Origin of the sequence: Pimelobacter simplex (assembly GCF_900114845.1) — a bacterium.
GTDB lineage: Bacteria > Actinomycetota > Actinomycetes > Propionibacteriales > Nocardioidaceae > Nocardioides > Nocardioides simplex.
Window position 1 is genome coordinate 942,495 of sequence record NZ_FOUK01000001.1, and the last position, 24,754, is coordinate 967,248.

19 protein-coding genes are annotated in these 24,754 nt (G+C 73.5%); 10 read left to right on the forward strand and 9 right to left on the reverse strand.

What is annotated here, in order from left to right; translation table 11 throughout:
• Positions 1 to 2 precede the first annotated feature (2 nt).
• Genes hglS through rocD form a run of 4 tightly spaced genes read right to left on the reverse strand, consistent with a single transcriptional unit; the run spans position 3 to position 5,054 of the window.
• Entirely contained in the window at positions 3 to 1,208 is a 1,206-nt protein-coding gene (hglS, locus tag BM223_RS04515) for a 2-oxoadipate dioxygenase/decarboxylase (protein WP_038681308.1), read from the reverse strand.
• Positions 1,205 to 2,716: an L-piperidine-6-carboxylate dehydrogenase gene (amaB, locus tag BM223_RS04520; RefSeq protein WP_038681306.1), complete on the reverse strand. Its 1,512-nt coding sequence runs from the start codon at positions 2,714 to 2,716 to the stop codon at positions 1,205 to 1,207. The genes hglS and amaB overlap by 4 nt, the downstream gene beginning before the upstream one ends.
• Positions 2,716 to 3,828: a saccharopine dehydrogenase C-terminal domain-containing protein gene (locus BM223_RS04525; protein ID WP_038681304.1), complete on the reverse strand. Its 1,113-nt coding sequence runs from the start codon at positions 3,826 to 3,828 to the stop codon at positions 2,716 to 2,718. Before BM223_RS04525 ends, amaB begins: the two co-directional genes overlap by 1 nt.
• The gene (gene rocD, locus BM223_RS04530; protein ID WP_052138963.1) at positions 3,825 to 5,054 is read right to left on the reverse strand and encodes an ornithine--oxo-acid transaminase; all 1,230 of its coding nucleotides are present in this window, start codon (positions 5,052 to 5,054) and stop codon (positions 3,825 to 3,827) included. The genes BM223_RS04525 and rocD overlap by 4 nt, the downstream gene beginning before the upstream one ends.
• Positions 5,055 to 5,238: 184 nt before the next feature.
• Between rocD and BM223_RS04535 the strand changes: the two genes are divergently transcribed.
• The 3 genes from BM223_RS04535 to hrpA are packed head-to-tail and all read left to right on the forward strand — an operon-like array spanning position 5,239 to position 10,314.
• Positions 5,239 to 5,745 (forward strand): SigE family RNA polymerase sigma factor, encoded by a 507-nt coding sequence (locus BM223_RS04535; protein WP_038681302.1) that lies wholly within the window; start codon positions 5,239 to 5,241, stop codon positions 5,743 to 5,745.
• Positions 5,742 to 6,416: a hypothetical protein gene (locus BM223_RS04540; RefSeq protein WP_038681300.1), complete on the forward strand. Its 675-nt coding sequence runs from the start codon at positions 5,742 to 5,744 to the stop codon at positions 6,414 to 6,416. The genes BM223_RS04535 and BM223_RS04540 overlap by 4 nt, the downstream gene beginning before the upstream one ends.
• Before the next feature lie 49 nt (positions 6,417 to 6,465).
• Positions 6,466 to 10,314 (forward strand): ATP-dependent RNA helicase HrpA, encoded by a 3,849-nt coding sequence (hrpA, locus tag BM223_RS04545; RefSeq protein ID WP_038681298.1) that lies wholly within the window; start codon positions 6,466 to 6,468, stop codon positions 10,312 to 10,314.
• A 208-nt stretch (positions 10,315 to 10,522) separates the two neighbouring features.
• Here hrpA and BM223_RS04550 read toward each other — a convergent pair whose 3' ends face one another.
• Positions 10,523 to 11,122, reverse strand: coding sequence for a hypothetical protein (locus BM223_RS04550; RefSeq protein ID WP_038681296.1), 600 nt, complete (start codon positions 11,120 to 11,122; stop codon positions 10,523 to 10,525).
• 118 nt (positions 11,123 to 11,240) lie between these two features.
• Between BM223_RS04550 and BM223_RS04555 the strand changes: the two genes are divergently transcribed.
• Entirely contained in the window at positions 11,241 to 12,680 is a 1,440-nt protein-coding gene (locus tag BM223_RS04555) for an extracellular solute-binding protein (RefSeq protein WP_038681293.1), read from the forward strand.
• Here the strand turns inward: BM223_RS04555 and BM223_RS04560 are convergent.
• Together BM223_RS04560 and BM223_RS04565 are read right to left on the reverse strand one after the other, a co-directional pair.
• Positions 12,578 to 13,945, reverse strand: a complete 1,368-nt coding sequence (locus tag BM223_RS04560; RefSeq protein ID WP_082003772.1) for an HRDC domain-containing protein — start codon at positions 13,943 to 13,945, stop codon at positions 12,578 to 12,580. The two genes, BM223_RS04555 and BM223_RS04560, sit on opposite strands and share 103 nt — an antisense overlap.
• Positions 13,945 to 14,559: a DUF3000 domain-containing protein gene (locus BM223_RS04565; RefSeq protein WP_038681291.1), complete on the reverse strand. Its 615-nt coding sequence runs from the start codon at positions 14,557 to 14,559 to the stop codon at positions 13,945 to 13,947. The genes BM223_RS04560 and BM223_RS04565 overlap by 1 nt, the downstream gene beginning before the upstream one ends.
• 30 nt (positions 14,560 to 14,589) lie before the next feature.
• On the opposite strand from BM223_RS04565, the gene hemE reads away from it, so the two are divergent.
• Positions 14,590 to 15,690 (forward strand): uroporphyrinogen decarboxylase, encoded by a 1,101-nt coding sequence (gene hemE / locus BM223_RS04570; protein WP_082003771.1) that lies wholly within the window; start codon positions 14,590 to 14,592, stop codon positions 15,688 to 15,690.
• Here hemE and BM223_RS29475 read toward each other — a convergent pair.
• Positions 15,675 to 16,112 carry an NYN domain-containing protein gene (locus BM223_RS29475; RefSeq protein WP_052138962.1) on the reverse strand — a complete coding sequence of 146 codons (438 nt, stop codon included), beginning with the start codon at positions 16,110 to 16,112 and terminating at the stop codon, positions 15,675 to 15,677. The genes hemE and BM223_RS29475 overlap by 16 nt on opposite strands.
• Positions 16,113 to 16,361: 249 nt before the next feature.
• Here BM223_RS29475 and BM223_RS04580 point away from each other — a divergent pair, with 249 nt between their 5' ends.
• Positions 16,362 to 18,716: a hypothetical protein gene (locus BM223_RS04580; RefSeq protein ID WP_052138961.1), complete on the forward strand. Its 2,355-nt coding sequence runs from the start codon at positions 16,362 to 16,364 to the stop codon at positions 18,714 to 18,716.
• A gap of 18 nt (positions 18,717 to 18,734) precedes the next feature.
• Here BM223_RS04580 and BM223_RS04585 read toward each other — a convergent pair whose 3' ends face one another.
• A complete protein-coding gene (locus BM223_RS04585; protein WP_038681287.1) occupies positions 18,735 to 19,652 on the reverse strand; it encodes a LysR family transcriptional regulator in 918 nt (305 codons plus the stop codon).
• 133 nt (positions 19,653 to 19,785) lie between these two features.
• Here BM223_RS04585 and BM223_RS04590 point away from each other — a divergent pair, with 133 nt between their 5' ends.
• From BM223_RS04590 to BM223_RS04605, 4 genes are all read left to right on the forward strand, one after another.
• Complete coding sequence (locus BM223_RS04590) at positions 19,786 to 21,036, forward strand: acyl-CoA dehydrogenase family protein (RefSeq protein WP_038681285.1); 1,251 nt, start codon at positions 19,786 to 19,788, stop codon at positions 21,034 to 21,036.
• A 10-nt stretch (positions 21,037 to 21,046) separates the two neighbouring features.
• Entirely contained in the window at positions 21,047 to 22,270 is a 1,224-nt protein-coding gene (locus BM223_RS04595) for an acyl-CoA dehydrogenase family protein (protein WP_052138960.1), read from the forward strand.
• A 120-nt stretch (positions 22,271 to 22,390) separates the two neighbouring features.
• On the forward strand, positions 22,391 to 23,518 hold the full coding sequence (gene sfnG / locus BM223_RS04600) for a dimethylsulfone monooxygenase SfnG (protein WP_038681284.1): 1,128 nt from the start codon (positions 22,391 to 22,393) through the stop codon (positions 23,516 to 23,518).
• The gene (locus BM223_RS04605) at positions 23,515 to 24,735 is read left to right on the forward strand and encodes an SfnB family sulfur acquisition oxidoreductase (protein ID WP_038681282.1); all 1,221 of its coding nucleotides are present in this window, start codon (positions 23,515 to 23,517) and stop codon (positions 24,733 to 24,735) included. Before sfnG ends, BM223_RS04605 begins: the two co-directional genes overlap by 4 nt.
• The last annotated feature ends 19 nt before the right edge of the window (positions 24,736 to 24,754 follow it).

Genomic DNA, 24,754 nt, shown 5'->3' on the forward strand with positions numbered 1-24,754 from the left:
CGTCAGACCTGCGCCGCGTAGAGCGCGTAGGGATCGTGCAGCTCGCGCCCGAGCGCCTCGCGCAGCCAGGCCGCGTCGCGCGCCGCGGCGCGCTGGGCGGCGTCGACCGTGCCGTCGGAGGTGAGGTTGGAGGCGAAGATGCCGGCGGCCGACTTGGGCAGGAAGTCCTCGTAGACGACCGGCTGCAGGACGCCGTCGGCGTCGCGGCGGTAGTAGGCGAGGCCGGCGTCGTGGAGCTCCTGCTCGGTGTCGGGGAAGGCGTCGATGCCGCGCTCGTCGTAGAGCGCCCGGCCGGCGGGGGTGAGCGCGACGCCGCGGGCCTCGACCTCGCCGAAGCGCACGCTCAGCTCACCGGGGACGACGGTCCCGTCGGCCTCGCGGAACGCGCGCGGCTCGGCGAGCGCGCGGAAGGACGTCTGGCGCAGCAGCACCGCCGGCTTGGTGGTGAGCGGTGGGCCCTGGATCCGGTCGATCATGGCGATCCCGCGCTCGGTCATCCGGCGGTAGAGATCGTCGATGTCGAGCACGCGCGGCGTCAGGTGGTTGATGTGGGTGGACGCGACGCCGCCGATGTCGGCGGCGACCGACGAGATCGCCTGGAGGTGGTCGTACCAGGCGCGGTCGACGGGCTCGGAGGAGAGCGCGAACGACGCGGTGGCGAGCTCGAGGAAGCGGTCGGCGTCGGCCGGCTCGAGACCGCCGGCCTTCTCGGCGAGGTCGGCCAGGTGCAGCAGCTCGTCGGGGAAGAGCCGCCGGGCCCCGAGGAACTCCTCGAGCTGGGCCTGCGTGGCGGCGTCGAAGAAGCGCCGGTCGTCGACGACGAGGAGCGAGGTGAACACCCGGAACGGGTTGGCCGCGAGCTCGGCGCCGTCGATCGGCCGGAAGGCGGTGGACACCACGGGGATCGGCGGGTTCGCCTCGCGCAGGTCGTAGAAGCCGACGGGGTGCATCCCGCAGGCGCCGAAGATCCGGGCCACCTGGGCGAGCTCGTCGGGGGTGCCGACGCGGATCGCGCCGTGCCGCTCGGCGGTCACCCGGGCGATGGACCCGAGGCGCTCGGCCTCGGGTCCCCGCGCCGCGAGCACGTCGGCGTTGACCGCCTCGGAGACCTCCACCAGCGTCGTGTACGCCGGCACCTCGGTGCCGTAGAGCGCCGACAGGCTGCGGGCGAAGCGCGCCCGCAGCTCGGTGGGGGCGATCAGGCTCATCCGAACTCGACCCCCTGGGCCAGCGGCAGCTCGGTGGAGTAGTTGATCGTGTTGGTGGTGCGGCGCATGTAGGCCTTCCACGCGTCGGAGCCGGACTCGCGGCCGCCGCCGGTCTCCTTCTCGCCACCGAAGGCGCCGCCGATCTCGGCGCCGGAGGTGCCGATGTTGACGTTGGCGATGCCGCAGTCGGAGCCGGTCGCGGAGGTGAACGTCTCGGCCTCGCGGACGTCGAGCGTGAAGATCGCCGACGACAGGCCCTGGGCGACCTCGTTGTGCAGCGCGATCGCCTCGTCGAGGTCGCGGTAGGTCAGCACGTAGAGCAGGGGCGCGAACGTCTCCTGCTTCACGATGTCGGTCTGGGCGGGCATGTCGACGATCGCCGGGACGACGTACTGGCCGCCGGCGACGCCGTCGGCCCGGCCGCCGCCGGTGACCAGGTGGCCGCCGTCGGCCTGGGCCTGGGCGACCGCGGCGAGGAAGCCGTCGGTGGCGGCGTCGTCGACGAGCGGGCCGACCAGGGTGGCGGCGTCGAGCGGCGAGCCGATCGAGAGCGTGCCGTAGGCCTTGGAGAGGCGGGCGACGAGCTCGTCGTGGACCGACTCGTGGACGATCACGCGGCGCAGCGAGGTGCAGCGCTGGCCGGCGGTGCCGACGGCCGAGAAGACGATGCCGCGCACGGCGAGGTCGAGGTCGGCCGAGGGGGCGACGATGGCGGCGTTGTTGCCGCCGAGCTCGAGCAGGCAGCGGCCGAGGCGGGCGGCCACCCGGGGCGCGACGAGCTTGCCCATGCGGGTCGAGCCGGTCGCCGAGACGAGCGGCACGCGCGGGTCGTCGACGAGCGCCTCGCCGACGGCGGCGTCGCCGACGACGACCGAGGCGAGCCCGGCCGGGGCGCCGACGCGGCGCGCGGCCTCGTCGAGCAGCGCCTGGCAGGCGAGCGCGGTGAGAAGGGTCTTCTCGGACGGCTTCCAGACGACGGCGTCGCCGGCGACCAGCGCCAGCGCGGCGTTCCAGGACCAGACCGCGACCGGGAAGTTGAACGCCGAGATGACGCCGACGACACCGAGCGGGTGCCACTGCTCCATCATCCGGTGGCCCGGTCGCTCCGAGGCGATGGTCAGGCCGTGCAGCTGGCGGGAGAGACCGACGGCGAACTCGCAGATGTCGATCATCTCCTGGACCTCGCCGAGGCCCTCGGAGCGGATCTTGCCGGCCTCGATCGAGACCAGCTCGCCGAGCAGCTCCTTGTGCTCGCGCAGCAGCTCGCCGAGCTCGCGGACGAGGTGACCCCGCACCGGCGCCGGGACGACGCGCCAGGCCTCGAACGCGGTCTGCGCGGCGCCGACCGCGGCGGCGACGTCGTCGGGGCTCTGGGCGGCGAGGCGGCCCAGCTCGGAGCCGTCGATGGGGGAGCGGGCGACCAGTGCGCCGTCGTCGGTGAACGGGTCACCGGCGCCGAGCGCCGAGAGGATCTCGCGGGTGCGGGTGGACAGGTCGAGGGTGCTCATCAGGCGATCTTTCCGTAGTCGGCGAAACGGCGGCCGGCCTGCGTGGCGTGCAGGTCGTCCAGGGTGATGTCCTCCTGCCGCACGAAGCCCTCCTGCGGCAGCGCGCCCTCGGCGACGAGCTCGACGACGGCGACGGCGGCGGAGGCGGTGGTCCAGGAGATGGCCCGCCAGGAGCGGACCTCGCCCTGGCCGTCGGGGATCTCGACGGGCAGGTAGCCGCGGACGTGGTTCTCGCGGAACGGCTGGCCGTTCTTGATCCCCTCGACGGCGGCGTGGAGGTAGACGATGTCGTCGTTGACGGGCGGCTTGGCCTTGACCAGGATCCGGCCGACCTCGTCTCGGCACTCGCGCAGGCCGAGCTCGTCGAAGAGGAAGTGCATCTGGTCGAAGTGACCGGGGTAGCGCAGCGTCTTGTAGTCGAGGCGCTGCACCCGGCCCTCGTAGGTCTGGCACATGGTGCCCAGGCCGCCGGAGGTGAGGGCGGCCTCGAGCTCGATGCCGCCGATGACGACGCGCTCCTTCTCCTCCATCGCGGGCACCATCTGGCGCCGCCCGGAGCGGAGCACCTCGCAGTCGTTGAGGTACTCGTTGACGACGCCCTCGGCGGACCAGTTGAACGCGTAGCCGAGCAGGCCCGTGGGGTTCTGGGGGAGCGCGCCGACCTTGAGCTCGATCGACCGGATCTCGTCGAAGCCCTTGGCCAGCGACGCGCCGACGATGCCGATCAGGCCCGGCGCCAGGCCGCACTGCGGCACGAACGCGACGCCGGGTGTCTGCGCGGCGAGCTCGATGACCCGCTGGGTGGTCGGCACGTCCTCGGTGAGGTCGAAGTAGTGGCAGCCGACGGCGGCCGCGGCCTCGGCGACCTCGATGTTGCGGTCGTAGGGGAGGCAAGAGACGACGGCGTCGACGCCGCGCAGTGCCTCGCGCAGCGCGGCGGCATCGCTGACGTCGAGCTCGGCGGTCTCGAAGCGCAGCCCGGGGCGCGGGCTGGCGTCGTACCCGCTGACCTTGAAGCCGCTGTCGGTCAGCAGGCCGGCGACCAGCTCACCCACCTTGCCGAGGCCGATCACCCCCACCTGGTTGATGGATCGCTTCGTGGACGCGGTCATCGCAAGCTCCCTTCGAGCTGGTCGAGGCCCCAGTGCAGGTCGTCGGCCGAGATGACGAGCGGCGGGGCGAGCCGGATCGTCGAGCCATGGGTGTCCTTGGCCAGCACGCCGTGGGCGAGCAGCCGGGCACAGATGTCGCGGCCGGTGCCGAGCGCGGGGTCGATGTCGACGTCTGCCCAGAGACCGCGGGAACGGAAGGAGACGACGCCCTTGCCGACCAGCCCCGCGAGCCGGTCGTGCAGGAGGACGCCGAGCTCGGCGGCGCGCGCCTGGTGCTCGCCGGTGCGCAGCATCTCGACCACCTCGATGGCGACCGCGCACGCGAGCGGGTTGCCGCCGAAGGTCGAGCCGTGCTGGCCGGGGCGCAGCACGCCGAGCACGTCGCGGTCGCCGACGACGGCCGAGACCGGGACGATGCCGCCGCCGAGCGCCTTGCCGAGCACGTAGAGGTCGGGGACGACGTCCTCGTGGTCGCACGCGAAGGTCGCGCCGGTGCGGCCGAGGCCGGACTGGATCTCGTCGGCGACGAGCAGCACCCGCTCGCGGGTGCAGAGGGCGCGCAGGCCGGCCAGGTAGCCGGCGGGCGGGATGACGACGCCGCCCTCACCCTGGATCGGCTCGACCAGGACGGCCACCGTGCTGGGCGTGAGCGCCGCCTCGACGGCCGCGAGGTCGCCGTAGGGGACGAGGTCGAAGCCGGGGGTGAACGGGCCGAAGCCCCCGCGGGCGTCGGGGTCGTCGGAGAAGCCGACGATGGTCGTCGTCCGGCCGTGGAAGTTGCCGGACGCGACGACGACGCGGGCGCTGTCGGCGGGGACCGCCTTGATCTCGTAGCCCCACTTGCGCGCGACCTTGAGGGCGGTCTCGACGGCCTCGGCGCCGGTGTTCATCGGCAGCACGAGCTCCTTGCCGCACAGGTCGGCCAGGCCGGCGCAGAAGTCGGCGAAGCGGTCGTGGACGAAGGCGCGGCTGGTGAGCGTGAGCCGGTCGAGCTGGGCGTGGGCGGCGGCGACCAGCCGCGGGTTGGCGTGGCCGAAGTTGAGCGCGGAGTAGCCGGCGAGCATGTCGAGGAACCGGCGGCCGTCGACGTCGGTGACCCAGGCGCCCTCGCCGTGGGTGATCACGACGGGCAGCGGATGGTAGTTGTGGGCGGTGCGCGCCTCGGCGCGCGCGACCTCCTCGGCGGTCAGCCGCGGGGTGATCGTCCGGTCTGCAGTGCTGCTCATCGCGATTTCCTCCGTTCTATCAACCTATCGACGAAAAGATCTTCGGAAAACCAGTGATTGTCTGACAATCAAGACCACTGTAACCCCGGCCACACCGCGGCGCGCGAATCGGGGCCGTGCCCGCCCCAACCGATCGCCGGCTCGTTACGTCAACAAGGCAGGTGACAACGACGAGAGGAGCCTGATGACCACGCGGGACGAGGCGTTCGCGACGTACGTCGCCGCGCGCCGGCCCCAGCTGTTCCGGGCGGCCTGGCTGCTGACCGGTGACCCGCACCGGGCCGAGGACGTCGTCCAGGCCGCGCTGACCCGGCTCTACGTCGCGTGGCCGCGGGTGCAGCGCGCCGACTCGGTCGACGCCTACGTGCGCCGGGCGATCGTCAACGCCCACGTGGACGAGGGACGCCGGCCGTGGCGGCGCGAGGCATCCGTGGGGGACGCCCTGCCCGAGACGGCGGTCGCCGCGCCCGGCGCGGCGGTCGAGGAGCACGACGCGCTCTGGTCCGCGCTCCGGCGGCTGCCGGCCGGCCAGCGCCGGGTCGTGGTCCTGCGGCACTGGTGGGGGCTCTCCGTCGAGGAGACCGCCGCCGACCTGAACGTCAGCACCGGAACCGTGAAGAGCCAGACCTCCGTCGCGCTGGCGACCCTGCGCGAGGTGCTGGCCGACGACCTGACCAAGGAGAGCACATGAACGACACCGACCTGCTGACCGACCGGCTGCACCACCTGGGCGACCGGGCCCCCGTGCCCGACGTGCCCACCACCGACGACGTACGACGAGGGCGCGGGCGGCTGCGCCGGCGCCGGCTCGCGGCCGTGGCCGGCACCGCGGCGGTCGCCGTCGCGGTCGGGGGCGTCGCGCTCGCCGCGGGTCCCGGTGCGGACCCCCGCACCCGGGTCGACCCGGCGACCGCTCCCGTCGCCCAGCAGCCGTCCGCCCCGCGCGCCGCCCACGACCCGGTGGCGCAGCCCGGCAAGGCGCCGTCGGTGCGGATCGGCGGGGTGAAGGTGGGCGCCCAGGCCGGCCGCGCGACCACGCTCCAGGACCTGCTCGCGCTCTCGAGCGCCCTCGAGGAGACCGAGGGCAAGCGCGTCTACGGCCTGCTCGCCATCGGCCAGGCCGACACCTGGGCCGCAGCCAGGGCGAACACGTGCCCCACGGGCTGGACCTGCACGCCGATCGACGTCGAGGGTGCCCAGCGCGCGCGCCGCGCGACCGACGGCACGACCACCCAGGCCGTCGCCCAGTTCCCCTCCGGGGTGGCGATCCTGACGCTGACCGACGCGGCCCACTTCCCGGCCGTGCTGCCGTACGCCGGCGCCATGGGCAAGCCGCAGGGACCCGCCGGCGGGGGGAGCTGACCGGCCCCCGGCACAACTCCGTGGCCGCCGTGGTCGGGCGGATGGGAGGATGGGTCCCGCTGTGGACATCACCTACCCGCCCGACCTTCCGGTCAGTGCCCGACGCGACGACATCGCCGCCGCGATCCGCGACCACCAGGTCGTGATCGTCGCGGGCGAGACCGGCTCCGGCAAGACGACCCAGCTCCCGAAGATCTGCCTGGAGCTGGGTCGCGGCGCGCCCGGACCCGACGGCCGGGCGCGGATGATCGGCCACACCCAGCCGCGCCGGATCGCGGCCCGCTCGGTGGCCGAGCGGATCGCCTCCGAGCTGGGCACCGAGCTCGGCGACCTGGTCGGCTACCAGGTCCGGTTCACCGACCGGACGTCGAAGCAGAGCCGGGTCAAGCTGATGACCGACGGCATCCTGCTGGCCGAGCTCCAGCGCGACCGGCTGCTGCGCCGCTACGACACGATCATCATCGACGAGGCGCACGAGCGCAGCCTCAACATCGACTTCCTGCTGGGCTACCTGCGCCAGCTGCTGCCGAAGCGGCCCGACCTCAAGCTCGTCATCACCTCGGCGACCATCGACCCCGAGCGGTTCGCGGAGCACTTCGCTGACGTGCGCACCGGAGAGCCGGCGCCGATCATCGAGGTGTCCGGCCGCACCTACCCGGTCGAGATCCGCTACCGCCCGCTCATGGAGCTCGCCGAGGACGACGACGAGGGCGAGCCGATCGTCCGGGACCAGACCGAGGCGATCGTCGACGCGGTCAAGGAGCTCTCCGCCGAGGGGCCCGGCGACATCCTCGTGTTCCTGCCCGGCGAGCGCGAGATCCGCGACACCGCCGAGGCGCTGGCGCCCTTGGGCGACGGGATCCGCGGGGTCGACGTGCTGCCGCTGTTCTCGCGGCTCTCCGCCGCCGACCAGCACCGGGTCTTCGCGCCGGCGAAGGGCTCGCGCCGGCGCGTCGTCCTGGCGACCAATGTCGCCGAGACCTCGCTGACCGTGCCCGGCATCCGCTACGTCATCGACACCGGCGTCGCCCGGATCTCGCGGTACTCCGCGCGGACCAAGGTCCAGCGGCTGCCCATCGAGCCGATCAGCCAGGCCTCGGCCAACCAGCGCTCCGGGCGCTGCGGCCGGGTCGCGGCGGGCATCGCCGTCCGGCTCTACTCCGAGGAGGACTTCGAGGCCCGTCCTGAGTTCACCGACCCGGAGATCCTGCGGACCAACCTGGCCTCGGTCATCCTGCAGATGACCTCGCTGGGGCTGGGCGACATCGCGCGCTTCCCGTTCGTCGAGCCGCCGGACCGGCGCAACGTGCAGGCCGGCGTCCAGCTGCTCGAGGAGCTCGGCGCGGTCGCGACCGCGGGCCGCGAGGGCGAGCTGACCAAGGTCGGCCAGCGGCTGGCCCGGCTGCCGATCGACCCGCGGCTGGGCCGGATGCTGCTCGAGGCCGAGCGGCTCGGCTGCGTGCGCGACGTCCTCGTCATCGTCGCCGCGCTGTCGCTGCAGGACCCGCGCGAGCGGCCCGGTGCCGACCGTCCGGCCGAGCAGGCGCAGGCCGACCAGCTCCACGCGCGCTTCAAGGCCGAGGGCTCGGACTTCCTGACCTGGCTCAACCTGTGGCGGCACCTGCGCGAGCAGCAGAAGGAGCTGTCCGGCAGCGCGTTCCGCCGGATGTGCAAGCGCGAGTTCCTCAACTACCTGCGGGTGCGCGAGTGGCAGGAGTTCGTCGCCCAGCTGCGCCAGGTGACCAAGGAGATGGGCGTCCGGATGGAGGCGCCGGCCGACGTCCCCGACGCCGACGGCATTCACCAGGCCCTCCTGTCCGGCCTGCTCTCGCACGTCGGCGTGCTCGAGGAGCGCGAGAAGCCCAAGCCCGGCGCCACCCGCAAGGACGGCCGCAGGCCCGGGCCGCGCGAGTACCTCGGCGCCCGCGGCACCCGCTTCGCGATCTTCCCCGGCTCCGGGCTGGCCCGGAAGAACCCGCCGTTCGTGATGGCCGGCGAGCTCGTCGAGACCGGGCGGCTCTGGGCCCGGCAGAACGCGGCGATCGACCCGCGCTGGGCCGAGCGGCTCGGCGCGCACCTGGTGAAGCGCACCTACTCCGAGCCGCACTGGTCCCGCAAGCGGCAGGCGGTGATGGCCAAGGAGCGCGTCACGCTGTACGGCGTACCGCTGGCCGCCGACCGCGCCGTCACCTACGGCAAGGTCGATCCCGAGCTCTCGCGCGAGCTCTTCATCCGGCACGCGCTCGTCTACGGCGAGTGGGACACCCGGCACCACTTCCTGCGCGACAACAAGCGCCTGCTGGAGCAGGCCGAGGAGCTCGAGCACCGCGCCCGCCGCCGCGACCTCGTCGTCGACGAGCACACGCTGTTCGACTTCTACGACGCCCGGGTGCCCGAGGGCATCGTCAGCGGCGCCCACTTCGACCGCTGGTGGCGCGATGCCCGCCGGGCCACGCCGGACCTGCTGACCTTCGACCCCGCGATGCTCACCCACGACCGCGCCGACGAGGTGCGCGAGGCGGACTACCCGGAGGCGTGGTCGGTGTCGGGTGGGCTCACCTTCCCGATCAGCTACCACTTCGAGCCGGGGGCCCGTGACGACGGCCTGACCATCGACATCCCGGTGGCGACGCTCAACCGCGTGGACGACGACGACTTCTCGTGGATCGTGCCGGGACTGCGCGAGGAGCTCGTCACCGAGCTGATCCGCAGCCTGCCCAAGGCGCTGCGGGTCAGCTTCGTCCCGGCGCCGAACACGGCGCGGGAGTTCCTGGCCGCCGTCCCGCCGGGGGAGGAGCCGCTCCTCACCGCGCTCGAGCGGTACCTCCGCTCGACCACCGGCGTGCACGTCCCGCGCGAGGCCTGGGACCTCACCGCCCTGCCCGAGCACCTCAAGCCGACCTACCGCGTGGTCGACGAGCGCGGCAAGGTCCAGGGCCGCGGCAAGTCGCTGACCGAGCTCAAGGCCCCGCTGGCCGGCGAGTTCGACAAGGCGATGGCCGCCGTCGCCTCCGACTCGGGCGTCGCCCGCACCGGCGAGACCGCGTGGGTCTTCGGCGAGATCCCGGTGACCGCCACCTGGACCCGCGCCGGCCACGAGGTCGAGGCCTACCCGGGCCTGGTCGACGAGGGCACCACGGTGGGCCTGCAGGTGTCCGGGTCGGCCGACGAGCGGGACGCGCGGCACCGGCTGGGCGTCGTCCGGCTGGCGTTGCTGGGGCTCGGCTCCGCACCCCTCGCGGGCGTCGTCGACGGACTCACCAACGCCCAGAAGCTCGGCCTGGCCGGCACCCCCTACGCCTCGACCGCGGACCTGGTCGCCGACTGCCTGCGCGCCGTCGTCGTCGACGCGGTCGACGCCCGGCCCCCGGTCTTCACCGCCGCCGACTTCGACGCACTGCTGGCGGCCCTGCGCCCGGCCGCCGCGGGCGCGGTGCGCGACACGCTCGCCGAGCTGCTGCGCGTCCTGGAGACCTGGCGCGAGGTCGACCGCCTCCTCAGCGGCCGCGCCGACCTCCCCCTGCTGCCCGCCCTCGCCGACCTCCAGGCCCAGCTCGGCCGGCTCGTCCACGACGGCTTCGTCGGCGAGCTCGGCGCCGCGCGCCTGCGCCGGCTGCGGGTGTGGCTGCTGGCCATGCGGGAGCGCCGCCAGGCCCTCGAGAACGGCGGTCAGCCGGCCCTGGTCAAGGACCGCCAGCGGATGGACGTCGTCCAGCCCCTCGTCGAGGCCTACCTCGCCCGCGTCGCGGCCCTGCCCGAGGGCCGCCCGCCGGGCGCGGCCCTGTGGGCGCTGCGGTGGATGCTCGAGGAGTACCGCGTCTCGCTGTGGGCCCAGCACCTCGGCACCGACGGGCCGGTGTCGGACGTCCGCATCCGCAAGGCGTTCGACGCGCTCTGACCGTCGTACCGGACAAAATGGCTGCGAAAACGCAGAGATCACGACCATTTCGTCCGGTACGACGGTGGCCAGCACGGAGACGCGCTCGCCCCATATATGTGGAGCACGCCGGACCGGGAGCGCCTCACGGCGCAGGGCCGCTCGTAGCGGCTGAATTTGGGACCCGGGGCTGCCGCGGCCCGGCGTGCTCGTGCCCCAGTGTAGGGCCTCAGCCCAGGCGGCGCGAAAGCTCCAGGTGACCGGCGGCCTCGAGCTGCTCGGCGAGCGCGAGCATCCGCCGGACGTCGGCGTCCGGGACGTCGGGAAGGGTGGCGCGGCCGGCGGCGACGACGCGGGCGAAGGCGGCCGCGCGGAAGAGGACGTCGGCGAAGTCGCCCTCGGCGATGCCCCGGAGGACCTCGTCGACCATCCGGCGGAGCTCGTCGGGGCCGGGCGGGTCGGCGACGCCGGCGACGACGCGCGCGAACTCGGCGTGCTGACGGCCGGACTCGAACTGACGGGCGACACCGGTGGGGTCGGCGTAGACCCAGGAGCGGAGCAGGTAGAGGCGCCACAGGCAGCCGGCGAGGGTCTCGGCGGGGGCGTGCGACCAGAGGTCGGCGAGGGCCTCGATCCCCTCGGTGTCGGCGAGGTGGACGAGGCGCTCGGCGATGCCGGTGTCGGTGCTGGAGTGCGCCCCGCGCACCAGGAGGACGGCGGCCCGCTCGGCCGCCTCGGTGAGGAGGGCGGGATCGATGCCGTCGGCGTACTCGTCGAAGAACCGCGCCTCGCGGGGTGCGGGCCGGTGGTGGCGGCGGGGCTCGGACATGTCGTCCAGTGTCCACCGACACGTCGGCGATGCCGAACCCACGGGTAGGGTGGCGACGGTTTGGCGAGTCGGGGGAGTCGGTCCCGAGCGGCCGCGAGGAGCTGGAGGAACAACGGGCGTGCGTGGCTTCACCTGGCGGACGGGCGCGGTCGTCACCGCGGTGGCGATGGTCGTGCTGATCGGGATGATCGTGCTGGCCGACGTCAGCGAGCGCGAGAAGCCGCGCGTCGAGCACCCGCCGGTGGTCAAGCGCACCGACCTGGAGTTCGGGGTCTGGGGCAACAAGGCCGAGATCGCGGCGTACCAGGCGGTCGTCGACGACTACAACGCCAGCAGCAAGGACACCCGGGTCGAGGTGCGCTCGTGGCCGAGCGCGGCCGCGATGCTCGAGGCCGTCCGCACCGGCGAGGACACCCCGGACCTCTACCTGCTGCCGCGCAACGACCTGGCCGAGGTGATGGCCGAGAAGCGCAACCGGCCGCTGCTCGACCTGGTCACCGAGCGCGAGATCCCGATCGGCGACGACTTCGCCCGCGAGGCGGTCGCGGCGTTCTCGGTCGAGAACGACCTGCAGTGCCTGCCCTACACGATCTCCCCGATGGTCATGTACTACAACTCCGACCTCGTCGACTTCGAGGCGATGGCGGCCGACGGCCTGCCGACGCCCAAGGACGACCACTCGGGCTGGAACTTCGCGCAGTTCCGCGCGGCCGCGGAGTTCGCGAGCCGGCCGCGCCGCAAGACGCGCGGCGTCTACATCGACCCGTCGCTGCGCGGGCTCGCGCCGTTCGTCTACTCCGGCGGCGGCAAGATGTACGACGACGAGACCGAGCCCACGAGCCTCGCGCTGAGCGACGACAGCTCCACCGACGCCCTGCGCCAGACGCTTGAGCTGCTCCGCGACCCGCGGCTGACGCTCAGCTCGCGCCAGCTCGCGCAGCGGACGGCGGTCGAGTGGTTCAAGCGCGGCAAGCTGGCCATGCTGCCGGGCTTCCGCTCGCTGACCCCCGAGCTGCGGGCCACCGACGGCCTGAACTTCGACGTCATGCCGATGCCGTCGCTCGGCTCGAACCAGACGGTCGGCGAGATCAACGGCATCTGCCTGGCCCACGGCCGCCCTGCGCGCGCGGAGGCCTCGGCGAACTTCATGACCTACCTGGTCAGCGACGAGGCGGTGGCCCGGGTCTCCGAGACCGGCTACCTGCAGCCCGCGAAGCTGACCGTCGCGCTGTCGTCCGACTTCCAGCAGCCCGACCAGCAGCCCGCGCACGCCGCCGTGTTCACCAACGCGGTGCGCGCGATCGTGCTCCCGCCGCTCATCGAGAACGGCAGCGAGCTGGCGACGCTGGTCGCGCCCGACCTCGAGGCGCTGCTGTTCACCACGCCCGACCTGCAGGACCTGCAGGAGTCGCTGCGGGCGATCGACGAGAAGTCGCGGATCCTGCTCGACCCGGACTACTCGTCGGAGGCGCCGTCTGACGGGACGTCGCCCTCGGGCGATCCCTCGTCGACCGGCACTCCGTCGGGCTCGGCCTCGGACGACGCCGAGCGCGACTGACGCTTCTTCTTCGGCGCCTCGGCGTCGAGGATCGCCCGGCTCAGCGCGGGTGCGGTGAGGCCGACCTGCCAGCTGCGGGCACCGAGGCCGTGGAGCTGGTCGATCACCGCCTCGAGCAGCTCGACGGGGTCGCGGGTGCTCGGCGGCGCCCACATCACCCGGCGCAGGCTGTCGGGGGTGAGCAGGTTCTCGAGCGGGACCTGCCGCCCCTCGGAGATCGTGGCCACGGCGGCGCGCGCCAGCTCGAGCCGGCGGGCGGCGACGGGGTCCTTGTCGGCCCAGGTCCGCGGTGCGGGCGGGCCGTCGCCGTGGGAGACCCGGGTGGGCAGCTCGTCCTCGGGCAGCTCGGCGGCCGTGCGCAGCGCGGCCAGCCACTCGTTGGCGTAGCGCGACGCGCCCCGGCCGTGGAAGCCCTGGGTCGAGAGCAGCGCGCCGCGGCTGGTCGGCATGGCGGTGGCGGCGGCGACGATGGCGGCGTCGGGGATCAGCCGGCCCGGCGTCACGTCGCGCTCGCGGGCGATCCGGTCGCGGGCCTCCCACAGGGCCCGCACCGCGCCGAGGGTACGGCGGCCGCGGACCTTGTGCAGCCCTGATGTACGGCGCCACGCGTCGACCCGGACGGTCGGCTGGAAGCCGCGCAGGTGCTCGAACTCCTGGCGCGCCCAGTCGGCCTTGCCGGCCTCGTCGAGCTGCCGGCTCAGCAGGTCGCGGAGCTCGACGAGGACCTCGACGTCGAGCGCGGCGTACTCGAGCCACGGGTCGGGCAGCGGCCGGGTCGACCAGTCGACGGCGGAGTGCTCCTTGCGCAGGTGCCGCTCGAGCAGCACCTCGACCAGGGTGGCGAGCCCGACGCGCGGGTAGTTGAGCAGTCGCCCGGCGAGCTCGGTGTCGAAGAGCGCGGTCGGGTAGAGGCCGACCTCGGCCAGGCAGGGGAGGTCCTGGGTGGCCGCGTGGAGGATCCACTCGTTGTCGCCGATGGCCTCGGCGAGCGGCGCCAGGTCGGGGAACGCGATGGGGTCGATCAGGCCGATGCCCGCGCCCTCGCGCTTGATCTGGATCAGGTAGGCGCGGTTGGAGTAGCGGTAGCCGGAAGCCCGCTCGGCGTCGATCGCGACCGGGCCGGAGCCGGCCGCGAGCGCCGTGCAGTACGCCGCGAGCGCCTCGGGCGTGTCGATGACGGGCGGCAGTCCCTCGGAGAGGGTCAGCAGCTCGACCGGCGCGGCCTCGGGGGAGGCGCTCGGCTGGTCGGTGGACTCGTCGGCCATCAGCCGGCGCCACCTCGCTGGCCGCGGCGCGAGGGCATCACGGCGACACCCTCGGGCACCGGCTCGAGGCCGCCGGCCGTGCAGAGGAGCTCGCCCCACGCCTCGGCATGGGTGGCCAGGTCGGCCGGGTCGACCGGCGTCCAGGACGCGCGGATCTCGAGCTGGGCGCTGCCCGGCTCGCCGGCCATGGTGCCGAAGCTCTCGGTCGCGACCCGGGTGACCGTGCCCGACACGGCGACGTTCTCGGCGCCGTGGGCGTCGAGGGCGTCGGTGAGCCAGGTCCAGCCCACGTCGGCGAGCATCGGGTCGGTGGCCAGGTCGTGGTCGATCTCGGCCCGGCAATAGGCCACGCAGCGGAAGGTGCCCTCCCACGCGTCGTTGCCCGCCGGGTCGTGGAGGACGACGAGTCGCCCGGTGGCGACCTCCTCGTCGTCGACGGTGACGTCGGCCGAGAGCGCGGTCGCGAAGGGGGCGATCCGCTGGGGGGCCGGCATCTCCTCGCAGAAGACCTCGGGCCGGAAGGTGGCCGCCCGGAGGCTCTCGACGGCAGCAGCGAACTCCGGGGGCGTACCGGCCGTGCCGGACCCCTGGCTCGTCTCCTGCCGGGCGACCATGGCCTCACCCTAGGGCGAAGGAGGCGATCGATGTGCGTCCCACGCCGGACACCTGCGACCCTGGACCCCGTGACCGACGCCGTTGCCCCCCGCCCGCTCGCCGACAGCGCCCTCCTCCGGGCCGCCCGAGGTGAGGAGGTGAGCCACACCCCGGTGTGGTTCATGCGGCAGGCCGGCCGCTCGCTGCCCGAGTACCTCCGGGTGCGCGAGGGCGTCGCCATGCTCGACGCGTGCGCCGACCCGGAGCTGATCGTCGAGATCACGCTCCAGCCCGTGCGCCGGTACGGCGTCGACGGCGCGATCTTCTTCTCCGACATCGTGCTGCCGCTCAAGGCGGTCGGCGTCGACCTCGACATCGTCCCCGGCGTGGGCCCGGTCGTGGCCAACCCGGTGCGCACCCTCGACGACGTCGCGGCGATCCCCGACCTCACCCCCGAGCACATCGGGTTCGTCACCGAGGCCGTCCAGGGGCTGACCTCCGAGCTGGCCGGGATCAACGGCGGGACGCCGCTCATCGGCTTCGCCGGCGCGCCGTTCACCGTGGCGTCGTACCTGGTCGAGGGCGGGCCGTCCAAGGAGCACGCGAAGACCAAGGCGCTCATGTTCGGCCAGCCCGACGTGTGGGACGCCCTGATGCGCAAGATCGCCGACATCTCCGCCGTCTTCCTCGAGACCCAGGTCGCGGCGGGCGCGTCCGCCGTCCAGCTCTTCGACTCGTGGGCCGGCGCGCTGACCCCGGCCGACTACGTCCGCTACGTCCAGCCCCACTCGGCGCGCGTGCTCGCCCGCGTCGGCGAGCTGGGGGTGCCCCGCATCCACTTCGGCGTCGGTACGTCGAACCTCCTCGACCTGATGGGCGAGGCCGGTGCCGACGTGGTCGGCGTCGACTGGCGCACGCCGCTCGAGCGCGCGATCCCGCTCGTCGGCGACCGGGCCGTGCAGGGCAACCTCGACCCGACGCTCGTCTTCGCGCCGACCGAGGTGATGACCGCCCGCGCGGGCGAGGTCATCGAGGCCGGCCGGGCCGCCCGCGGCCACATCTTCAACCTGGGTCACGGCGTCATCCCGAGCACCGACCCGGACCAGCTCGCGCGGCTCACCGAGTTCGTCCAGGGCTACCCGCTGGGCTGAGCCCGGGACTTCTTGGCGGCCGTCTTGCGGGTCGGCGCGCTCGCGGGCGTCGCCTTGCCCTTGAGGCCGACCCGCACGCCGCTGCCCGACCCGGTCGTCGTCAGGTAGGGCTGCGCCTCGACGAGGGCGACCAGCTTGGGGAAGCCGTGCAGGCGCGGGTCGAACGACGAGTCGGCCGAGCGCAGGTAGCTGCCGATCGCGCTGAGGTGCGCCTCGCCGGCGTCGTCGGGCTCGTCCGGCTGGCTGGGCTCGTCGCGCTCGCCCAGCACCTCGAGGTAGATGAAGATGTCGCACGCCGCCACCAGCGACTGCGGCGTCTTGCGCAGGCCGAGCCCGTAGACCGTCTTGCCCGACTCGCGCAGCCGGGTCGCGAGCCGCGTGAAGTCGCTGTCGCTCGTGTAGGCGAACTGCTGGACCGGCACGATGGCGTGCCGGTTGAGCTCGGCCTTCCAGCCGCCGAGCTGGGTGTGGTCCAGTCGCCGTAGGCGCGCTTGACCGTGGCGACGCCGTAGGTCGCCAGCTCCTCGAGCAGTGCGCTGACCTGCTTCGGCGAAGTGTTGTCGTAGGGGCGACGGGTGAGATCCGCGGATTCCGCGCGTTGGAGGCCCCCGGCGCGTTGGTAGGAGTGAAGTGAGGTCGCCCGGTGGGTGGCGGCCGCGCTCTCTCGAGGGATGAACATGAAGCTGATGTCGCGCGCCCTGGTGGCGCTCGCCCTGGGCGCCTCGGCGCTCCTCCTCCCGCCGTCGGCAGCCCAGGCGGCTCCCGCGGCACCGACGGCCGAGCCGTCGATCCAGCTCAAGGCGGTCGCGGCCGGCAACGTGCCGCTCGAGAACGTCCGCTGGAACATCTTCAAGAAGGACCCGGTCAGCGGCACCTGGGACCAGGGGATCCAGGCGGGCCCGCTGCTCACCGGTCCCGACGGCTCGATGAGCTGGAACGTCGCGGCCGGCGCCACCTACAAGGTGTGCTTCTACGACGACGACTACGACTACAACACCCGCGCGGTCCGCTATGCCGACCGCTGCTGGGACGGCGCGGCGACGCAGGCCACGGCGACCGAGTGGACGCCGACCGCGCAGCAGCCGACGCTCACGGGCTCGGTCACGCTGCCGTCGGCCGGCAGCTCGCTGACGGTCGGGCACCCGTGGGTCGACGGCTCGGCCAAGGTGGGCGTGCCGCTCACCGTGCGGCCGGGGGTGTGGGGGCCCGAGGGGGTCGCGCTGACCTACCAGTGGATCACGCTCGACGGCGGCGTCCGCACGCCGATCGCCGGAGCGACCGGCACCACGTTCACTCCGACCGCCGCCCAGGCCGGCAAGACGGTCATGGTCGACGTCACCGGCACGCTCGCGGGCTACCGCACCGCCATGAGCCGCCGGCTCGTCGGCAAGGTCGGGGGCACCACGCCGACGATGACCGGGACGCTCGCCATCCAGGGCACCCCGATGCCGGGTAACACGCTGACGATCAAGCCCGGGTTGTCGTTCGCGCCGGCCGGGACCGACCCGATGGCCACCTGGTACGTCAACGGCAAGCCGGTCGGGGGCTCCACCGACCTCGCCAACAGCAGCCTCGTGGTCACCAACGCCATGGCGGGTGCGCCGGTCGAGCTCCGGGTGATCGCCTACAACTGGGACTGCTGCGACAGCCAGCTCTACGCCTCGGCGCAGACCACCATCGGCGGCGGCGTGACCACCAGCCCGAAGCCGACCGTGTCCGGGTCCGCCGTCGTCGGCTCCACCCTGACCGCGCAGGCGGGCACCTGGGCCCCCGGCGGCGTGACGCTGGCCTACCAGTGGCTGCGCGACGGCGCGCCGATCGCCAATGCCACCAGCGCGACCTATGCGCTGGCCGAGGCCGACCGCGGCAAGAAGATCACCGTCAAGGTGACCGGCACGCTGGCCGGCGGCTACCCGCCGGTGGCCCGGACCTCCGACCCCACCGCGACCGTCCAGGGCGTGCTCGCCCAGGGGACGCCGACCATCGCGGGCCAGCCCGTCGTCGGCCAGACCCTCACCGCGACGCCGGGCACCTGGACGCCGACCCCCGCGTTCGCCTACGAGTGGTTCGCCGGCGGCACCAAGATCACCGGAGCGACCGGCGCCACCTACCAGCCCGTCGCCGCTGACCGCGGCAAGGCGATCACGGTCACGGTGACCGGCACGCTGTCGGGCTACCAGTCCGCGTCGAGGACCTCGGCCGCCACGGGCCTGGTCCAGGGTGTGCTCACCTCGGCGACGCCGACCATCTCGGGCGACGTCGTCGTCGGCGGCACGCTCACCGCGAACGCCGGCGCCTGGGGTCCCACGGGGGTCGCGCTCACCTACCAGTGGCTGCGCGACGACGCCCCGATCGGCGGCGCCACCGCCCCGACGTACGTCCTGACCGACGCCGACGCCGGCAAGGCCGTCACGGTCAAGGTCACCGGGACGCTCTCCGGCTACGTCACGACGTCGAGGACGTCCCTCGCCGCGGGTGCGGTGCTCGCCCCGTTCGCGGCCGCGCCGGCCCCCACGGTCTCCGGCCGGACGACGGTCGGCCAGACGCTGACCGCCGGCACCGGCTCCTGGGACCCGGCGCCCGCCTTCGGCTACCAGTGGCTCCGCTCCGGCAGCCCCATCGCGGGCGCCACGGGCGCGACCTACCGCCTGAGCGCTGCCGACGCGGGCACGCGGATCAGCGTGCGGGTGACGGGGACGCTCGACGGCTACGTCACGACGGCGATGACGTCCGCGCCCACCGCGACGGTCACCGGCACGTTCACCAGCGCCCCGGTGCCGAGGATCTCGGGTAAGGCGAAGGTCGGCAAGAAGCTGACCGCGAAGCCCGGCGCCTGGGCGCCGACGGCGACCGTCCGCTACCAGTGGCTGCGCAACGGCAAGGTCATCAAGGGCGCCACGCGGGCGACGTACAGGCTCGCGAAGGCCGACCGCGGCAAGCGGGTCAGCGTGCGGGTGACCGGTACGCGGACCGGCTACGTCACCGTGGTCAAGACGTCGGCGGCGACCAAGAAGGTCGCTCGCTAGACCTCGGCACCACCGCGGCTACGAGGCCGCCCGGCTCGCGCGGTACTCCGCGGCCCGGGCGGCCAGCGCGTTCTGCAGCTCGCGTACGGGGAGCGGCTGCTGGAGCGTCTTGCGCTGGCGCAGCTGCAGCGTGACGAACGTGTTGTCGCCGGCGATCGGGCGGGCCTCGATCATGCCGACCCGGTGCAGCGGGTCGCCGAGCACCGAGTAGTCGGGCAGCACGGTCACGCCGACCCCCTCGGCGACCAGCGCCTTGCCCATCTCGGCGCCGTCGGTGCTGTGCGCGGCCGGCGGGACCTCCGGGCCGAACGCGCGGTGCACGAAGCGGTGCATGACGTAGCCGGCGCGCATCATCACGAAGCGCTCCTGGCGCAGCTCGTCGAGCGTGACCTGCGGGCGCGCGAGCAGCGTGTGCCCCGCCGGCAGGACGGCGACCGGCCGGCCGTGCAGGAGGTCGATGCCGTCGAGCCCGATCGGCGGGTCGTCACCGTCGAGGACGTTGACCAGGCCGAGGTCGATGGTGCCCTCGGCGAGCCCCTCGTCGATCTGCGCCTGCTGGAGCGTGAGCACCTCGACCGTCGTCCCGGGATGGCGCTCCTGGAAGGAGCGGACGGCGGGGACGAGGAGGGTCGACGTGGCGGCGTGGACGGTGCCGACCCGGATCACCCGGGTGTCGGTGCGCTGGTCGCCGGCCGCGATCTTGAGCCGGTCGACGGCGGCGAGCACCTCGACCATGTAGGGGAGCAGCTCGCGGCCCTCGCGGCTGATCCGCGCGCCGGAGCGGCGGCGGTCGAGCAGGGTGACCCGCAGCTCGCGCTCGAGCTTGGTCAGCGCCTCGCTCAGCGCGGGCTGGGAGAGGTGGAGCTTCTCGCTCGCGCGGCGCAGCGAGCCGTGCTGGGTGACGGCGGCCAGGTACTCCAGCTGTTCGATCCGCATCGGTGCTCCCTTTCACGTCCATCGGTGACGCCGTGGGCCGGGGGCCTTGAACACCATCGATAGTGCAGTAAGTCTGTAGACAAACAGTAACACGGACCCGCCCGCCCCGCCCTCACGTCTCAGGAGCCCCCTCATGACAGCTGATCTCACCGCCCCGGCCGGCACCGCTGCCGGCGGGTGGACCGACCGCCCCACGACCCCCGAGGGCTGGCTCGACCGGGCCCGCCAGGTGGCCACCACGCTCGCGGCCGACGCCGTCGAGCGGGACCGGGCGCTCGCGGTCCCGACGGCGGAGGTGCGGCTGCTCAAGGAGTCCGGCCTGGTCACCCTGCTCGGCCCGGTCGCGCACGGCGGGGCCGGCCAGGACTGGACGACGGCGCTGCGCGTGATCCGCGCGGTGAGCGCCGGCGACGGCTCGATCGGCCAGCTGCTCGGCTACCACTACCTGTGGTTCTGGGCGGTCCGGCTGGTCGGCACGCCCGAGCAGATCGCCGCGGTCGAGGAGCAGGCCACCCGCGAGGAGTGGTTCTTCGGCGGTGCGGTCAACCCGCGCGACGCCGACCTGGTGATCGCCGACGAGGGGGACGAGCTGGTCTTCCGCGGCGAGAAGTCGTTCTCGACCGGCGGCCGGGTCTCCGACGTCACCGTGCTCGAGGGCGTCATCGAGGGCACCGAGAAGCACGTGTTCGCGATCGTCCCGACCGACCAGCCGGCGATCCGGTTCAAGGGCGACTGGGACACGCTCGGCCAGCGGCTCACCGAGAGCGGCGGCGTCGTCGTCGACGGCGTCCGCGTGCCGTGGGAGGCGGCGGCCGGCTACGTCCGCACGGACGCCGGCTGGGAGTTCCGCCCGCGCGTCTACAACACCCTCAACGTGCCGCTGATCCAGCTGATCTTCGTCAACCTCTACCTCGGGATCGCCGAGGGCGCGCTGGCCACCGCGGCGACGTACACCCGGGACAAGACGCGGCCCTGGCCCTACACGCCCGACCTCAAGGAGTCGGCGACCGAGGAGTTCTACATCCTCGAGACCTACGGCGACCTGCGCTCGAAGCTCTGGGCCGCCGAGGCGCTCGCCGAGCGGGCGGCCACGCTGATCGAGGCGATCAACGCGCACGCCGACACGGTCACCGAGCAGGAGCGCGGCGAGGCCGAGGTGGTCATCGCGGCCGCCAAGCAGGTCGCCATCGACGTCGGCCTCGAGGTCGCCACCCGGGTGTACGACGTCACGGGCGCCCGCGCGACGGCGACCAGCGTCGGCCTCGACATCCACTGGCGCAACCTGCGCACGCACAGCCTGCACGACCCGGTCGCGCACAAGCGGGCCGAGGTGGGCCGCTACGCGCTGCTCGGCGAGCTGCCCGCGCCGTCCTGGTACACGTGAGGAGGCCGCGATGACCTTCCACGACCTCTTCGCCGAGATCGGCGCCGGTGCGCTCCAGCGCGAGCTGGACGACGTGCTGCCCGACCAGGAGGTGCGCCGGCTCAAGGAGGCCGGCTTCGGGGCGCTGCGCGTCCCCACCCAGTACGGCGGCCGCGGGGTATCGATACCCGAGCTCACGCAGCTCTGGATCGACCTCGCGGCCGCGGACAGCAACCTGCCGCAGGCCCTGCGCGGGCACGCCGCGCTGGTCGAGGACCGGCTCTGGCAGCACGCCCAGGGCGCCGACCAGCGGGTGTGGTTCGAGCGGTTCGCGGCCGGCGAGATCGCGGGCAACGCCTGGTCCGAGGTGGGGGCGACCGCGATCGACACCCAGCAGACCGTCCTCGCCGGGCAGCCCGACGGCAGCTACCTGCTGAGCGGCAGCAAGTTCTACACGACGGGCACGATCTACGCCGAGTGGGCCGACGTCTACGTCCGCCGCGAGCGGCCCGGCCACGAGCCCGACTTCGCGATCGCGCTCGTCGACACCCGCGACCCGGAGGTCACCGTCTCCGACGACTGGGACGGCTTCGGGCAGCGTGGCTCCGGCAGCGGGACGACGACCTTCGCCGCCGCGCCGGTGCCGGCCGACCACGTGCTGCCCTTCGGCGAGCGGTTCCCGTTCCAGACCGCGCTCTACCAGCTCAACCTGCTCGCGGTGCTGACCGGCATCGGCAAGGCCGCGCTGCACGACTTCGCCGGCCGGGTGCGCGAGCGGGAGCGCAACTACTCCCACGCCAACGCGGCGCGGGTGCGCGACGACCCGCAGGTGCTGGCCCGGATCGGCGAGGCCTCCGCCGCCGTGTACGCCGCCGAGGCGGCCACGCTGCGGGTGGCCGGCGCCGTGCAGGCCGTCGCCGACCTGGCGCCGGTCGCAGCCGGCCAGCCGGAGCGGGTCGCCGCCGCGAACGAGGCCGCCGAGATCGAGTCGTCCCAGGCGCAGGTCGTGGTCACCGACCTCGTGCTCGGGCTGACGACCGCGCTCTTCGACACCCTCGGCGCCTCGGGCATCGCGCGGTCGACGGGCCTCGACCGGCACTGGCGCAACGCGCGCACGGTCGCCTCGCACAACCCGCGGATCCTCAAGGCCCGCGTGGTCGGCGGGCACCTCGTCAACGGCACCCCGCCGCCGTACGCCTGGGCGATCGGCCGCACCGTACGGCCCGGCGCGGAGGCGGGTGCGAGCGCAGGGTGAGAGGTCCTGCCTATCGCGGGGTCGTCGGTTCCACGGGACCGGCGGCCCCGCTTCGTCTTGCGCCCCCACATCTATCCGCTAATGTCTATTGAACTACTCGACTTATCCCCGGAGACAGCCATGACCGACCAGCAGCCCTTCGACCTCGAGGCCTTCGCCGAGCCGCTCAAGTTCGCCTACTGGGTCCCCAACGTCAGCGGGGGACTGGTGGTGAGCAAGATCGAGCAGCGCACCGACTGGAGCTACGACTACAACGTCCAGCTCGCGCGTCTCGCCGAGAACAACGGCTTCGAGTACGCCCTCACGCAGGTGCGCTACATCGCGTCGTACGGCGCGGCGTACCAGCACGAGTCGACCAGCTTCAGCCTCGCGCTCCTCCTCGCCACCGAGCGCCTCAAGGTGATCGCCGCCGTCCACCCCGGCCTGTGGCAGCCGGGCGTGCTCGCCAAGCTCGTCGCCACCGCCGACCAGATCTCCGGTGGCCGGGCCGCGATCAACGTCGTCAGCGGCTGGTTCAAGGACGAGTTCACCAAGCTGGGCGAGCCCTGGCTCGAGCACGGCGAGCGCTACCGCCGGGCCGAGGAGTTCATCCGCTACGTCCGCGAGATCTGGACCTCCGAGCACGCCGAGCTCAACGGCGACTTCTACCGGCTCCACGACTTCGACCTCAAGCCCAAGCCGGTCGCCGTCGAGGGCCGTCCGCACCCGGAGATCTTCCAGGGCGGCAACTCCACCGACGCCCGCGGCATGGCCGGCCGGGTCTCCGACTGGTACTTCGCCAACGGCAACACCCCCGACGGCATCTCCGAGCAGATCCAGGACGTCACCGACGTGGCGACCGTGCACGGCCGCAAGGTCCGCTTCGGCGTCAACGGCTTCCTCATCGGCCGCGACACCGAGGCCGAGGCCCGCGACGTGCTGCGCGAGATCGTCGACAAGGCCGACCGCGAGGCGGTCGAGGGCTTCGGTGCCGCGGTCAAGCAGGCCGGTCAGTCCGCCGGTGACAAGAAGGGCATGTGGCAGGACTCCGAGTTCGCCGACCTCGTGCAGTACAACGACGGCTTCCGGACCGGACTGATCGGCACGCCCGAGCAGATCGCCACCCGGATGATCGAGTACAAGAAGCGCGGCGTGAACCTCTTCCTGCTCGGCTTCCTGCACTACCTCGAGGACGTCGAGTACTTCGGCCGCGAGGTGCTCCCGCTGGTGCGCGAGCTGGAGGCGGCCGAGCTGGAGCGGGTCGGATGACCATCGCCGCACCCGCCCGCGGCACCGTGCACACCGCCGACTCGGCGATCGCCACGGCCACCGACCTGGCCGCGCGCTTCGCCCGGGGCGCCGCCGTCCGCGACCGGGAGCGGATCCTCCCGGTCGCGGAGGTCGAGGAGCTGTCGGCGTCCGGGCTGCTCGCGATCACCGTGCCGGCCGAGCACGGCGGCGCGGGGCTCGGGGCCGAGGTGCTCGCGGAGGTGGTGCGGCTGGTCGCGACCGGCGACCCCAATCTCGCGCAGATCCCGCACAGCCACTTCGTCTACGTGGCCGCGCTCGTCGAGCAGGGCAGCCCGGCCCTGCAGGAGCACCTCCTCGCCGAGGTGCTGGCCGGCAAGCGGTTCGGCAACGCCCAGTCCGAGATCCGCAGCCGTCACGTGCGTGACCACGCCACCACGCTGCGGCCCGACCCCGAGCGCCGCGGCGACTGGCTGCTCGACGGCGACAAGGGCTACGCGACCGGCGCGCTCTTCGCGCACTGGATCCCGGTCCTGGCGCACCTCGGCGACGACGGACCGCTCCACGTCGCCTGGGTCGAGCGGGACGCCGACGGCGTCGCCGTCGTCGACGACTGGGACGGCCTCGGCCAGCGGGTGACCGCCAGCGGCACGGTCCGGCTGCGCCGGGTCCGGGTCAGCGCCGACCGGGTGATGCCCTATCACCTGACCTTCGAGCGCCCCCAGGTCTACGGCGCCTTCGCCCAGCTGCTGCACGCGGCGATCGACGCCGGCATCGCCCGCGCCGCCGTCCGCGAGGCGGGGGTGTTCGTGACGACCAAGAGCCGGCCGTACCCCGACGCGATGGCCTCCTACGGCACCGAGCGCGCGGCCGACGACCCGCTCGTCGTCCAGGCGTTCGGCGAGATCGAGCTCCAGGTCCGGGCCGCCGAGGCGCTCGTGGCCGTGGCCGGCCAGGCCGTCGACCGGGCCCGGGCGGGCCTCACCGCCGAGAGCGCCGCCGAGGCCAGCCTCGCCGTCGCCGCGGCCCGCGCGGCCACCACGAGCGCCGCGGTCGACGCCGGCAGCCGCCTCTTCGAGGTGGCCGGCACCCGCTCGGCGATCGCCTCGCTCGACCTCGACCGGCACTGGCGCAACGCCCGTACCCACACGCTGCACGACCCGGCCGCCTGGAAGGTCCACCACCTCGGCCGGTACGCCGTCGACGGCACCCTGCCGCCCAACCACGGCCAGATCTGATCCCTGAGGAAGAGAGCGC

Excerpts from the sequence above, each read along its gene's own strand:
- BM223_RS04595 (WP_052138960.1), top strand. The coding sequence starts at position 21,047 with ATGACCTTCCACGACCTCTTCGCCGAGATCGGCGCCGGTGCGCTCCAG.
- BM223_RS04585 (WP_038681287.1), bottom strand. The coding sequence starts at position 19,652 with ATGCGGATCGAACAGCTGGAGTACCTGGCCGCCGTCACCCAGCACGGC.
- sfnG (WP_038681284.1), top strand. The coding sequence starts at position 22,391 with ATGACCGACCAGCAGCCCTTCGACCTCGAGGCCTTCGCCGAGCCGCTC.
- BM223_RS04550 (WP_038681296.1), bottom strand. The coding sequence starts at position 11,122 with ATGTCCGAGCCCCGCCGCCACCACCGGCCCGCACCCCGCGAGGCGCGG.
- BM223_RS04560 (WP_082003772.1), bottom strand. The coding sequence starts at position 13,945 with ATGGCCGACGAGTCCACCGACCAGCCGAGCGCCTCCCCCGAGGCCGCG.
- BM223_RS04540 (WP_038681300.1), top strand. The coding sequence starts at position 5,742 with ATGAACGACACCGACCTGCTGACCGACCGGCTGCACCACCTGGGCGAC.
- BM223_RS04580 (WP_052138961.1), top strand. The coding sequence starts at position 16,362 with ATGAACATGAAGCTGATGTCGCGCGCCCTGGTGGCGCTCGCCCTGGGC.
- BM223_RS04525 (WP_038681304.1), bottom strand. The coding sequence starts at position 3,828 with ATGACCGCGTCCACGAAGCGATCCATCAACCAGGTGGGGGTGATCGGC.
- hrpA (WP_038681298.1), top strand. The coding sequence starts at position 6,466 with ATGGGTCCCGCTGTGGACATCACCTACCCGCCCGACCTTCCGGTCAGT.
- BM223_RS04535 (WP_038681302.1), top strand. The coding sequence starts at position 5,239 with ATGACCACGCGGGACGAGGCGTTCGCGACGTACGTCGCCGCGCGCCGG.
- BM223_RS04605 (WP_038681282.1), top strand. The coding sequence starts at position 23,515 with ATGACCATCGCCGCACCCGCCCGCGGCACCGTGCACACCGCCGACTCG.
- hemE (WP_082003771.1), top strand. The coding sequence starts at position 14,590 with ATGTGCGTCCCACGCCGGACACCTGCGACCCTGGACCCCGTGACCGAC.
- amaB (WP_038681306.1), bottom strand. The coding sequence starts at position 2,716 with ATGAGCACCCTCGACCTGTCCACCCGCACCCGCGAGATCCTCTCGGCG.
- BM223_RS04590 (WP_038681285.1), top strand. The coding sequence starts at position 19,786 with ATGACAGCTGATCTCACCGCCCCGGCCGGCACCGCTGCCGGCGGGTGG.
- rocD (WP_052138963.1), bottom strand. The coding sequence starts at position 5,054 with ATGAGCAGCACTGCAGACCGGACGATCACCCCGCGGCTGACCGCCGAG.
- hglS (WP_038681308.1), bottom strand. The coding sequence starts at position 1,208 with ATGAGCCTGATCGCCCCCACCGAGCTGCGGGCGCGCTTCGCCCGCAGC.
- BM223_RS04565 (WP_038681291.1), bottom strand. The coding sequence starts at position 14,559 with ATGGTCGCCCGGCAGGAGACGAGCCAGGGGTCCGGCACGGCCGGTACG.